The sequence below is a fragment of the Rhizorhabdus histidinilytica genome (assembly GCF_900167915.1).
Taxonomy (GTDB): domain Bacteria; phylum Pseudomonadota; class Alphaproteobacteria; order Sphingomonadales; family Sphingomonadaceae; genus Rhizorhabdus; species Rhizorhabdus histidinilytica.
This window is the reverse complement of sequence record NZ_FUYM01000023.1, coordinates 15,927-27,742: the sequence shown is the minus strand read 5'-3', so window position 1 is coordinate 27,742 and position 11,816 is coordinate 15,927. Positions and strand designations below refer to the sequence as shown.

Sequence of the window (11,816 nt, the reverse complement as noted above, 5' to 3'; positions counted from 1 at the left end):
CGTGCCGGTCGCCCTGGGCGAGAATCTCTTCCAATCGCAACGCGACCGATAACAGATGCCGATCGGCGTTCCGCCGTCCGATCAGCATCATGCCGACCGGAAGGCCCCGGCTGGGAACCGGTATCGAGATGGAGGGGCAATCGAGCAGATTGGCGACCCGCGGATTGCGGAGCAGCAAGGCATTGGTCCGTCGGAACTGCTCCGGATCGCTGACGGACGCCGTCGTGGGGGCGACGATCGGGACCGTGGGGACGACATAGACCTCCCCGTCCTCCATCGACCGCTCGAACGCGTCGGCCAGTTGGCGCCGCAGGCGCGCCATCTCCAGATAATCGACGGCCGACAGGCCGCTGCCGGCTTCGATCCGGCTCCGCGTATTGGGATCGACCGGCGTCAGATCGGTGATGCCGCTGCTGCGCAGGGTCGCGGCCAGTTCGACCGGTGGAAAGGTGCCGAGCCCGTCGATCCGGCCCAGTTCGTCGAGGGTCGGTTCGAGGGATCCGTCCGAGATCCGGACGTCCGATCGCCGCAGATGATCGATCGCGCCGTCGAAGGCCTCGAGCACCTCCAGGTCGCAACCCTCGAACAGCCTCCCACGGGCGACGACCAGCCGGAAGCGATCGATGCCCATCGCCGCGACGTCCGATGCCTCGCCCGTGGCAAGAACCGCATCCGCCAGGGCGCAAAGCCTCACCGATCCGGCGATGGGGCCGATCGAATCGAGCGTTTGCGACAAGGGGAAGCTGCCGGCGGCCGGAATCCGCGAGGCGGTGGGCTTGAAACCGACCAGGCCGCAAAGCGCGGCCGGGATTCGCAGCGAGCCTCCGGTATCGCTGCCAATGGCGATGTCCGCCAGGCCCCCGCCGACCGAAACCGCCGCACCCGACGACGACCCACCGCAAATCCGCTCCGCGTCATGGGGATTGCCCAAGGCGGAGAAATTGGGATTGGTGCCCACCGCCGAAAAGGCGAACTCCGTCATCTGCGTCGTGCCGACGACGACGGCGCCGGCAGAGCGAAGCCGTGCCACCGCGCTGCTGTCGCTCGCGGCCGGCAGCCGCTCGCGCAGGGTGGCGGATCCCGCATCGGTCACGATTCCCTGCACGTCCAGCATCGCCTTGACGGAAACCAGGGCGCCATCGAGCGCACCGATCGCCTCGTCCCGATCGACACGGCTGTCGGCCGCACGGGCCTCGCCGCGCGCCGTGCCCGCCAGGACATGCGTATAGGCGCGCTCGGCAGCGACATCGCCTGCCGAAATCAGGTCCAGGACATGGCTCAGTCGCGCTGAGGCGGCGCCGTCTTTACCGGTCATTCGCGTCATCGGGCAAGAAACCCGAGGACCTGGCGAGCGAACTCGTCTGGCCGCTCGAACGCCGGCCAGTGGCCACAGCGATTCAGGATGACGAGGTCGGGATCGGCAAGATAGTTCATCAGGCGAATGGCGCCTTCGACGGGGACCATCCGGTCGAACCGGCCGTGGATGATCCGCACCGACGCCTCGATCTCCTTCAGCCGGTCGAGCTTGCCCGAGGGGACACTGCGGGACCGGCTCCACGCCTCCGCATGCTTGGGCTCGTTGATCGCCCATTCCAGGATCGAAAGGACCGTCCCCTCGTCGATCGTCGCGGGATCGTAGACGATGGCGTTCAACAGCCGCCTCAACCGATCGAGATCAGGCGGATTGCCCTGATATTCGGCCGACAGCTTGCCGACTTCGCTGGGCCAGGGAGAGAGCAGATAGGGATCACCGCCCGTGGACGCCTCGCAGGCCCCCACGACCATCCGGGACACCCGCCCGGGATCGGAAAGCGCGAGGTCGATCGCGACGGTGCCCCCGGTCGACGTGCCGACCACGTCGCAGCGCGCGATGCCCAGATGATCGAGAACGGCCTTGACCTGCCGAACGAAGACATCGTGCGCCGGCTCGTCGAAGACGAATGGCGATGACAGCCCGAAATTATGATAGTCGACGATGATGCAGCGTCTTCGCTCGACGAAATAGGGCAGCACCTTGGAATAGGTCAGCCAGCCGGTCGTGCCCGGCAAGGGACCGTAGGCCGGAAGCAGCAGCAGCGGCTCTCCCGATCCCAGATCATGGAAATGGGTGGTGGAGCCGGCGACCTCAAGTCGCCGGCCCGTGTCGGATGGCTGTTCCACTGCCCTCACTCAGAAGAAGACGCTGAGGTTCTTCGACAGAACCACGTTCTGGTCCAGCAGGATGGTCCGGCTGGCGATCCGGAAGGAATCGCCGTGCCGCCGCAGCGTATCTTCGCGGTTGCCCGCCCAGATATCCACCTCCCGCTCCAGGCGGTTGCGATAGACGATGAAGTTGGAGCGGACGACGAGTTCCTGCCGAGCCTCGTCTTCCTCGACGACGACCACGTTGGAGATCAGATGGCGGCACCGCGAGGGCGGGTCCTCAGCCCAGTGGCGCCCGGAGGACATCTGCTGGACACGCATCTTGAGCTGCGCGTGATCATCGTCGACGAGCGCCATTTCGAGCCCGGTCGGCAACTGCCCCGTGCCGCGCTCGCGGCGCTGCAGGTTCCGCCGCAACGGCATCCAATAGCGGACGTCCTCGGTGAAGAGTTCGAACCACTTCCCCCACTCCCAGCTATCGAGCAGGTCGGCTTCCCGATAGAGGAACTGTTCTACGCGAAACTGCCGTTCGATTTGCTTGTCGATCTGAGACACCACTTCACGCTCCCGGCTTGTTGAACGCGTCGCGCTCTTCTTGGGTGAGGACGGGCCACTCCTCGCTGGTCATGAATTCGAGCCAACGGCGATAGAAGGCCCGATGGCCGGCTTCGCCGAAGAAGCTGTCGCGATAGGCGCCGGGGAACTCCTCATGCCCGGTCGCGGGGTAGTCGCCCATCTGGTAGTTCCAGCGCATTTTGCGCGCTTGGTGCCCCTGCTCGAGGATCGCCCCGATCAGCCCCCAATTCTCGCCGTCGTCGGTCTCGACCACGCCAGCCGGCCCCTCGGTGAAGGAAGCCGACACCTGCATCGCCTTCTTGGCCTCGGGCGGAGCATTCTTGTCGACCACCGTAAAAGACCAGATCTCGAATTTATTGGGACCCTTGGGGTGCCAGACACGAATGTTCGATGAACCGGGCAGCCCTGAAAATGCGGGAAAAGCGGTGAAGTTCGCCACGAATTCGGCGCGATCCCCCACCCGATCCCTGGCGGCTTCGAGCTTGGCGTCGTTGTAGACGCTGAGCGGATCCTCCGAGAAGCGGGTATGCCGCTTGAAAAGGAAGCTTTCGCCGTGCCCTTCGCGGAAGGCCACGTGCGCGCCATCCTTGCCTTCGAATGCCGGCCCGAACGACAGCAGCGAAGACGCATGGCTGGTCGGCGCATGATAGGTGTCGCCCGCGAACTGCTCGGCCGCGAGCTTCCAGTTGGCGTTGATGGTCCACCGCACCACACCGGGAAGGACTTCGATGCCGCCCTCGACCTGATCGACCCATCCGTCGATATAATATTTCAAGTCTCCCAGATGCTCTTCCAGCGAGGGAGCGGTGGCATCGAAGTTGCCGAAGATGAGCCCCTTGTAGCTCTCGATCCGCGCGACGGGGATGAGGCCGTTGTCCTTGAGGGACAGCCGGTCCTTATACGCGTCCGACAGGTTGGGGACGTTGATCAGGTTGCCCGCGGTATCATAGGCCCAGCCATGATAGGTGCAGAAGAACGATTTGGTATTGCCGCTCTCGGCGCGGCAGACCCGCATCCCGCGGTGGCGACAGGCGTTGAGGAACGCCCGGACCGAACCGTCGGGTTGCCGCGCGACGACGACCGGATCGCCGCCCATATAGGTGCTGAAGAAATCCCCCGGCTTCGGAATCATGCTGTCGTGTGCCAGGAACAGCCAGTTTCGGCCGAATACCCGATCCAGCTCCAGTCGATAAATATCTTCATCGATGAAGATTTCGGGGCTAATCCTGCCAGCCTCTATATCCACGAGAGACTTTAGATAGTCACTGCTCGGCACCACCGTGCGTCCTCCACTACATGAGTGATTTGGTCGCCCCCGATCCGGGGCCTCTCACTTGAATTGCCATATATGAACAATATATTTTGAATCTGTCAATTGCTTTCTGCCCTGTGAGGGCGGCCGCGTCCGGCAGCCGGGCTGAGGCGGGATTGGCCGTGCAAGGGGCGAGATCCGCTCCCATCAGCATCGACAAGCCCCCTTCGGTGCGATAAAGATAATTTGAATATATTAATGCGGTCCCTCCGGATCGCGGCTGGCGAATGAACCGAGAGGAAAAGCGCCCTGATGGCTGGTCAGAACTATACGACGAAAACCGAGCAAGCTTATTGGAACCTGCGCAAGGCGATCGTCACGGGTGAATTCGGCGAATTATCGCCGCTCGACGAGACCGTGCTGATGGAACGCATCGACGTCGGACGCACCCCGATCCGCGAGGCGATCAAGCGCCTGTCGAGCGAAGAATTCGTGGTCTGGCACCCGCACCGCACGCCGCATGTCCGATCGACCAGCATCGACGACCTGGCCGCCCTCTACGAAGCGCGCCAGATTTTCGAGGTGAAGGCCGCGCTGATGGCGGCCGAACGGGCGACCGCTGCCGACCTCGATGCCATGGAGAAACTCTGCGACCAGCTCGACAAGGCCATCCGTGCGAATGACCCATATCAGGTCGCCGAGCTCGATTATGATTTCCACCTGGCGATCGCCGAGGCGAGCTACAATCGCTTCCTGGTCGAGGCGATCCGCTTCCTGAACTTCGGTTCGCTGCGGCTTTGGTACCGCTCCTATATCCGGATCGGAACGGAGAGCATCAACGATCACCATCGGCTGCAGGTCGATGCGATCCGGAGAGGCGACGTCGAGCTGCTCGAGCGGTCCACAGTGGACCACATCGAGTTCTCCCATGACCGCCAGTTGAAGATTTTCGGCTTTCCCCGGGGCACGCCCGAACCGGCAGGGGCGCTGCTGGCGGCGAACCGGTAAGCCCCTCACCTTTCAGTGAAAAGGCGAAGCGGGGAGTTCCCTCCCCGCTTCCTTCCCTACGAACCCGCTCCAATCGGCTGATAATGGTCGGGCTCGAAGTTCTGCATCGCTCTTTCCATGTCCCGCATGGTCCCGGGCCAACTCGACATGTCATGACCGGATTCGTCGAGCATGTAATTGACGCATCCACCCACGACGATCGCCGCCTTTGACAGGATTTCGTCGGTCCTTGCCTTCCATTCGGTCTCGCATTCCTCGCGCACCTCGAAGGCTTCGATGCCGTTGTCCTTCATATAGTCGAGCACGGCGAAGATATATTCGGGTACCAGTTCACCCGGAGCATAGCCGTTCCAGACGGCGCCGTTGGCGCCGGCTCCGCCGACCAGGAACAGATTGGGGCAGCCGGATAGCGATACGGACTTGTGCGCCCGACGGTGCCCCGCCTGATGCTCCGCCACGGTCCGACCATCCCGCCGCCGGATGCGGTTGAGGATATCCCCGCCCCAGTAAAAACCGGTCGCCATGACGACCGCATCGACTTCGAACGCCTGGCCGCTGCTCGATATGATCGTGTCTTCCTCGAGCGCGACCGCGCCCTCGGCAATGAGCGTCACATTAGGCTGCTGGAGGCTGGGATAGAAAAGGTCGGTCCGGGTGGGACGCTTGCAGCCGAGCAGATATTTGGGCGTGAGCTTTTCCCGGAGATCGGGATCGGGAACGAGACGCTCGCGATGCGCATCGATGAGCGCCTGCCGTTCGGCGACCTGTTGAGGCGTCTCGGAATTGAAGAGCGCATCGTAGGCCACCTTGTCGAACATCGCGAGTTTCTCGTCGCGTTCCTTGACCAGGAAATCCGGGTCCGATCGCCGTCGAGCCAGCTCATCGGGGGAATATACCTCCCTGTTCAACGGGAGAAGATGCATGGGCGTACGCTGGAAAACGAAGACGTGATCCGCGACCTTCTGCATTTCCGGGACGATCTGCACGCCGGACGCGGAGGTGCCGAGAACGGCGATGCGATCGCCCTCGCCGGTATATCCCTCTGGCCAGTGGACCGAGTGGAAAAGTCGTCCCTTGAACTTCTCCGTGCCCCCGAGCTCCGGAAATTTGAGCTGCTCGAGGAAGCCGGTGCAAAGAATCAGGAACCGGGCGTGATATGTCACCGCGTTGGTCGTGACCTTCCAGTACAGACCATTCTTGTCCCACTCGGCGCCGAGAAGCTCGGTGTTGAAATCGACATGGTCGTAAAGCCCGTAGTGGCGCGCGACCTTCCGGAGGTAGGCCGCCATTTCGCGAGCTTCCGGATGGGACGAGGTCCATTCGCCCGAGATTTCATAGGAGAACTGGTAGGCCGCGACATGGATGTCGGTGATGCATCCCGGATAGCGGTTGACGTGCCACACCCCGCCAAAGTCCGAATCCTTGGTAATCATGCGGAAATCGGTCTCGCCCCGCAGCGCAAGCTTGACTGCCGGGGAAATGGCGTTGGCGCCGCTTCCCACGATCAGAATCTTCGTGCTCACATGCTCAGACACGGTATCCCTCTCAATATCTTGCCATCGCGTTCCGCCAGGAACACGTCGCTCAACTGGCGCGGCGCAGGTGGAAATCGGAAATCAGCCTAGAACTCGATCACTCAGGATCGGGAATGACGACGAATATCTCGGCCCCTTCGATGAGAACTTCATATGTTTTCAGATTTCTCGTCGCCGGCGGAGCCGTCACCTCACCGGTCCTGATCGAGAATTTGGCATAATGCCACCCGCATTCCAGCTCGTCGCCGATGACGTAGCCTTCCTGGGTCAGCGAGCATTTCTCATGCGTGCAGTGGTCGTTGAGCGCGTAATATTCACCGCCCAGGTTGAATATCGCGACCGGCTCCTTGAGGGCGATGACCTTGAAACCGCCGTCCTCGATCTCGCCTTCCGCGCACACCCGAATCTTTTCCGCCATTTTCAAATTCCTTCGCGTGGAGATTGAGGGCCCTTGTCCGAATATTCGGTACCCGGAACCTTGTGTCCCCAGAATGCGGTCGCATCATAGGTTTCCACCAGCCAGCCGGGGTTGGTGATCTTGCGCCCGCCCCAACCGAACTCCGTCTGGGAACCCGAAGGATTCTCGCAGTAGAAGGAGAGCATGCGATCATTGGTGTGGCGTCCGAGGGTCTCCTTGAGCTGCCACTTGCTGGCGTGAAGGCGATCGAGCGCGAAGCCGACGGCGTCGACGCTGTCGGCCTCCACCATGAAGTGGCCCAGCCGCGCGACGCGATCGCCGGTCTGGACGAAGGCAAGGCTGTGATGGCGTGGGTTGATGTGGGTGAAATGCACCTTGTTCCCGCCGAACACGATATAGTCGCTCATCCTGAAGTCGAGCAGGTCGAGGTAGAAGGCCTTCGACTTCTCGATGTCGCTCACCGTGATGAGGATGTGGCCGAGCCCCATGTCGCCGGTGACGAACGTGACGCCGCGCGGAGAGACGAAGGGGTCGCGGGAGACGAGATGGCCGTGGAAGAACTCCAGCCGGAAGCCATCGGGATCCTGGCAGCGGATCAAGTCCTGAACGCAGCGCTTTCGCGCCAGTTCGGTATCCCTTACGACCTCGATCCCTTGGGCGGTGAGCCGCCGATGGACCTCCTCCAGCGCATTGGCGTTGGCGGCCTCCCAGCCGATGAATGCGATCCCGCCTTCCGCGCCGGGCTCAACCGCGAAGCGCCACTGGCGCTCGTCGATCCGCAAGTAGAGATGATCGCCGGGAATACCCTCCGGCGCGCGGACCTTCTCGAACCCGAAGATCTGGGTCGCCCATTCCTCCCACGCGGGAAGATCCTGCGCGGTGAAGCCCAGATAGCCCAGGGCGACGATCGGCGACGGCATGTTCGGCTGTTGGTCTGTCATCATTCTTCTCAAAGCGGATAGGCGAGGTAGCGGGCAGGCGTGCCATCGATGTAGACCGTCTTGCTTGCGAAGACCGCCGTCCCACCATCGACCGTGACGACATCGTCATAATAGCCCGTCACCAGTACCCCCGACGGGTCGTTGTTCTGCGTGAACATCACCACGACGTTCGACAGGACCCGGTAATTCCCGTCGTCCATTCTGGACACCGACAGGCGCTGGGTGACGTGGCGCGTGCGATAGGGCTCGATCGTCGAGGCCCATACCTCCGTGATGAACTTGACGCGATCCTCGATACGGGCGCGGCAATCATCGATCATGTAGCAGAGGGGAAGGTTGCTTTCGGCATTCTGCCGGCTCGTGACCGAATAATGACAGCTATCGGCGAACGATCCGAGCCAGCCATTCCAGTCCTGCCAGTCGAGGGCCGCCACATAATTGCCGATCAGGCCGTCGATGGCGGACATCGTCTCGGCCGAGACGGCCTGCATGTGAATATCAGCGGTCAAAGCCCATCACCTCCCGATAGTAGGCCCAGCCGGCCGTGTTTCCGTTTTCGTCATTCTGCCTCGCTTCGGCCGCGGGGCGATCGACCCCGACCACGAAGCGCGACATTCCCCCATCGCGCGAGGTCATCTGCTGACGGTTGAAGACGGCCGCGTCCTCGATGGTGATCATGCCGCTGGGGCCCAGCAGGTTCGACGCCTGGCGAACGCGATGCGCCCGATATTCCGGGCTGTCGCTCTCGTGCCCGAAAAAGGCGTAGGTGACCTGCGTCCTGTCGACGCCCAGCGGCCGGACGAACCGGACGCTGATCGTGTCGAGATGCTTCGTCAGCACATAGGCCGGGCGCAGCGCGACGACCCGCGCACGGGCGTCGGTCCCCTTCATCTCCACCAGGGACGGATCGGCGAGGAAGCCGTTGTCCTCATAGGGCGAGCTTTCATAACCGACCGAGAAATGCCCCACCGGCTCCTCGACCCGGACCTCGCCCTGGCCGCCATGCCAGCTCAGCAGCCTGAAGCCCATGTGCAGCAGCGGGGCGTGGTAGAAGTCGTTGTCGAAATAGGTCTTCCAGTTCGCGTTGAAGATCGCGTTCTGATAGCCGAGCAGCGTCAGCCGCCCATCGTCCAGCATCACGTCCCGGACATGGCCGGCGCACTGGCCCAGCCACTGCTCGAGGCTGACCTGCGGCGCCGCGCTGCAGAAGATCAGCCCCGCGATCTCGTCCACCTGGAGCTCGCGCAGCGCATAATCCTCGGCCACGAAATCCGCACGGAAATCCCGCCGGCCGGGGCCGCCGATGAAGTTGCCTTTGTTGCTGAAGAGCCACCGGTGATAGGGGCATTCGAATTCCTTGCTGCAACCGGTCGCCCGTTGTTCCAGCAGCGTCCCCCGGTGCGTGCAGCTGTTGACGAAGGCGCGCAGCGTCTCGTCCTCACCGCGCGTCAGCAGGACCGGCGTCTCGCCCAGCCAGAAGGTCTTGAAGCTGTTGACCTCGGGAAGCTCCGCACGGTGCGCCACCATGTGCCAATAATGGCCGCGGAAAATCCGCTTCAGTTCCTCGCGATAGATGGTGGGGTCGGAAAAGATCGCTTTGGGGATGTCCTTCTCTGTGGTGAACTGGCCGGCAATCCGCGCCCGGACGGTTTCATATTCTTCCATCCCGGCGGTCGCTGCCATGTCGCATTGTCCTTTCATGCCCCCGCTTCTCCTTCGCGAGCAAAATTTCGCTTTTTGATATACAAAGAATATATTATCATATCTTATCTGGTGTCAAGCGGCTAAGGGGCTCGGATCGAAGCAAGGCTTCACCGGGAAAGACCCGCGTCATGGAGGTAACTATGTCTTTGGAATCCCGAGGCGCCGTCACCCGGCCCGGCAGCGCGATCGGTCGCGCCGGCCTAGTCACCGCGGGGGGCGCCGGCATCGGCCGGGCCATCGCCCTGGAATGGGCGGCCGAGGGCGGCTCGGTGGTCGTGGGTGATCTCGACCGGGAGGCAGCGATCGAGACGGCCCGCCAGGTCGAACAGATGGGTGGGCGGGCCATCGGTCTCGGGATGGACGTGACCGCCCCGGATGCCATGCCGGCGATGCTCGACGCGCTGGAGCAGTTGGACGATCCGCTCCACGCCCTGTTCAACGTCGCCGGCGCCAGCCTGGCGAAACGCGTCGACGAAATGACCGACGCCGATTGGGACGGCGTGCTCGATCTCAATCTGAAGTCGATCTACCGCTGTTCCAAGCCGGTGATAGCGCTCCTCCGCCGCAATGGCGGCGGTGCCATCGTCAACGTCGCATCGACGGCGGGGATCCTCGCCGAAAATCGATGCTCCGCCTACACCGCCGCGAAGGGCGGCGCGGTCATGCTGACCCGCAACATGGCGATGGATTTCGCCCGCGATAACATCCGGGTGAACGCCGTCTGCCCCGGCAGCACGATGACACCTCGCATCCAGGGATGGCTCGACCGCCATCCCGGACATGAGGACCTCATGGACCGCATTTGCCCGATGAAGCGCTATGCGCGCCCCGAAGAGATCGCCAAGCCGTCCGTTTTCCTCGCCTCGGATGCCGCGTCCTACATAACCGGAGCCTCATTGGTCATCGACGGTGGCCTCACCGCAGGCGTCCGCTTCTCCATTTTCGAGGATGCCTGATCCCATGACCAAGAAGACCTTTGCGATCGTCGGCGCGAGCCTGGCCGGCGCGCATGCCGCCTTTCAATTGCGCAAGGACGGTTTCGACGGCGAGATATTGCTGATCGGGGACGAAGCGCATTTGCCCTATGATCGCCCTCCCCTGTCGAAGGCCTTCCTGCTCGGAAAGGCCGAGGAGGATGCGCTGCTCCTGCGCCAGGAATCCGATTATGGCGACGCCGCGATCACCCCCATTCTCTCGACGCGGATCGCATCGATCGACCGATCGGCCCGCTCGCTCGAAACCACGAACGGCCGCAGCATCGCGTTCGACAAGTTGCTCATCTGCACCGGCGCGCGGGCGCGCGACCTTCCCTTTGCGCCCGAAGCGCAAGCGAACGTCCATACCCTGCGGTCGCTCGACGACGCGGGGCGCGTGCGCGCGGAGCTTCTGCCCGGACGCAGGATCGTGGTGATCGGGTTCGGCTTCATCGGCGCCGAAGTCGCGGCCGCGGCGCAGGAGCTCGGCTGCGCGGTGACTCTCGTCGAGGCCAGCGAGGCGCCGATGCAGCGGGTGCTCGGCTCCGAAGGGGCGAGCCGCTATTGCGGCCTCCATGCCAGCCGCGGGATCGACATCCGCCTGAGCACCTCCGTCCTGCAGATCCGCGAAGCGCCGGATGGCGGCAAGCTGGTCGCCCTTTCCGATGGCTCCGAACTGGCGTGCGACGCCGTCGTCTACGGCATCGGCTCCACGCCGAACTGCGAGTTCGCCCAAGCGTCCGGCATCCAGATCGCCAACGGCATCGTGGTCAACGCATTCTGCGAAACCTCGGTCGAAGGCATCTACGCGGCCGGCGACGTGGCCGCGCGGCCGACGGCCTATGCATCGGGGCTGGTCCGCCTTGAATCATGGCAGAACGCCTATCGCCAGGCGGTGGCAGCCGCCCGATCGATGCTGGGGCACCGGGAAGCCTATGACGATATCCCCTGGTTCTGGTCCGACCAGTATGAATCGAAGATGCAACTGGCCGGCCTGCCCGGCACGCATGACCAGATCGTCTGGCACGACCAGGGGGAGGACGACTTCTCGGGAACGGCCTTCTATTTCACGCAGCGCCGCCTGATCGCGGTCCTGGGCCTCAATCGACCGAGGGACGTCAGGTTCGGCATGGAGGTGGTAAAGGCCGGCGGGGCGGTAACCCCGGACGACGTCCGATCGGAAGGCTTCAATATCCAGAAATATATGAGGCGCTGAGCTTCGCCGAAAACGACAACGCCGTCTCGAAGATGTCCTTCGAGACGGCG

Annotated in this window: 12 protein-coding genes; 3 read left to right on the top strand and 9 right to left on the bottom strand. The window is 63.1% G+C overall.

All coding sequences use genetic code 11. The features are described from left to right. From B5X82_RS24975 to B5X82_RS24960, 4 genes are all read right to left on the bottom strand, one after another. Positions 1–1,315 (bottom strand): amidase family protein (locus B5X82_RS24975; RefSeq protein ID WP_079651083.1); only part of this gene is annotated, 1,315 nt, incomplete at its 3' end. A 5-nt stretch (positions 1,316–1,320) separates the two neighbouring features. Next, positions 1,321–2,160 carry an alpha/beta fold hydrolase gene (locus B5X82_RS24970; protein ID WP_223811286.1) on the bottom strand — a complete coding sequence of 280 codons (840 nt, stop codon included), beginning with the start codon at positions 2,158–2,160 and terminating at the stop codon, positions 1,321–1,323. A 9-nt stretch (positions 2,161–2,169) separates the two neighbouring features. After that, positions 2,170–2,697 carry an aromatic-ring-hydroxylating dioxygenase subunit beta gene (locus tag B5X82_RS24965; protein WP_223811285.1) on the bottom strand — a complete coding sequence of 176 codons (528 nt, stop codon included), beginning with the start codon at positions 2,695–2,697 and terminating at the stop codon, positions 2,170–2,172. A gap of 4 nt (positions 2,698–2,701) precedes the next feature. Further along, positions 2,702–3,997, bottom strand: a complete 1,296-nt coding sequence (locus B5X82_RS24960; protein ID WP_079651081.1) for an aromatic ring-hydroxylating oxygenase subunit alpha — start codon at positions 3,995–3,997, stop codon at positions 2,702–2,704. A 285-nt stretch (positions 3,998–4,282) separates the two neighbouring features. Between B5X82_RS24960 and B5X82_RS24955 the strand changes: the two genes are divergently transcribed. Beyond that, complete coding sequence (locus tag B5X82_RS24955) at positions 4,283–4,978, top strand: GntR family transcriptional regulator (RefSeq protein WP_079651080.1); 696 nt, start codon at positions 4,283–4,285, stop codon at positions 4,976–4,978. Between the two features lie 56 nt (positions 4,979–5,034). On the opposite strand, the gene B5X82_RS24950 is transcribed toward B5X82_RS24955, so the two are convergent. The 5 genes from B5X82_RS24950 to B5X82_RS24930 all read right to left on the bottom strand — a co-directional run bounded on the left by B5X82_RS24950 (position 5,035) and on the right by B5X82_RS24930 (position 9,555). Continuing rightward, on the bottom strand, positions 5,035–6,513 hold the full coding sequence (locus B5X82_RS24950; protein WP_079651079.1) for a flavin-containing monooxygenase: 1,479 nt from the start codon (positions 6,511–6,513) through the stop codon (positions 5,035–5,037). 97 nt (positions 6,514–6,610) lie between these two features. Next, on the bottom strand, positions 6,611–6,931 hold the full coding sequence (locus tag B5X82_RS24945) for a non-heme iron oxygenase ferredoxin subunit (RefSeq protein WP_079651078.1): 321 nt from the start codon (positions 6,929–6,931) through the stop codon (positions 6,611–6,613). Positions 6,932–6,933: 2 nt separating this feature from the next. Beyond that, positions 6,934–7,872, bottom strand: coding sequence for a VOC family protein (locus B5X82_RS24940; RefSeq protein ID WP_235862798.1), 939 nt, complete (start codon positions 7,870–7,872; stop codon positions 6,934–6,936). 8 nt (positions 7,873–7,880) lie between these two features. Then, entirely contained in the window at positions 7,881–8,381 is a 501-nt protein-coding gene (locus tag B5X82_RS24935; protein ID WP_079651076.1) for an aromatic-ring-hydroxylating dioxygenase subunit beta, read from the bottom strand. After that, positions 8,371–9,555 carry an aromatic ring-hydroxylating oxygenase subunit alpha gene (locus B5X82_RS24930; protein ID WP_223811283.1) on the bottom strand — a complete coding sequence of 395 codons (1,185 nt, stop codon included), beginning with the start codon at positions 9,553–9,555 and terminating at the stop codon, positions 8,371–8,373. Before B5X82_RS24930 ends, B5X82_RS24935 begins: the two co-directional genes overlap by 11 nt. A gap of 149 nt (positions 9,556–9,704) precedes the next feature. Between B5X82_RS24930 and B5X82_RS24925 the strand changes: the two genes are divergently transcribed. Beyond that, on the top strand, positions 9,705–10,532 hold the full coding sequence (locus B5X82_RS24925) for an SDR family NAD(P)-dependent oxidoreductase (RefSeq protein ID WP_176152704.1): 828 nt from the start codon (positions 9,705–9,707) through the stop codon (positions 10,530–10,532). A gap of 4 nt (positions 10,533–10,536) precedes the next feature. Further along, positions 10,537–11,766 (top strand): NAD(P)/FAD-dependent oxidoreductase, encoded by a 1,230-nt coding sequence (locus tag B5X82_RS24920; RefSeq protein WP_079651073.1) that lies wholly within the window; start codon positions 10,537–10,539, stop codon positions 11,764–11,766. The last annotated feature ends 50 nt before the right edge of the window (positions 11,767–11,816 follow it).

Coding starts and splice junctions, on each gene's coding strand:
- B5X82_RS24955 (WP_079651080.1), top strand. CDS start 4,283: ATGGCTGGTCAGAACTATACGACGAAAACCGAGCAAGCTTATTGGAAC.
- B5X82_RS24945 (WP_079651078.1), bottom strand. CDS start 6,931: ATGGCGGAAAAGATTCGGGTGTGCGCGGAAGGCGAGATCGAGGACGGC.
- B5X82_RS24940 (WP_235862798.1), bottom strand. CDS start 7,872: ATGACAGACCAACAGCCGAACATGCCGTCGCCGATCGTCGCCCTGGGC.
- B5X82_RS24930 (WP_223811283.1), bottom strand. CDS start 9,555: ATGGCAGCGACCGCCGGGATGGAAGAATATGAAACCGTCCGGGCGCGG.
- B5X82_RS24925 (WP_176152704.1), top strand. CDS start 9,705: ATGGAGGTAACTATGTCTTTGGAATCCCGAGGCGCCGTCACCCGGCCC.
- B5X82_RS24920 (WP_079651073.1), top strand. CDS start 10,537: ATGACCAAGAAGACCTTTGCGATCGTCGGCGCGAGCCTGGCCGGCGCG.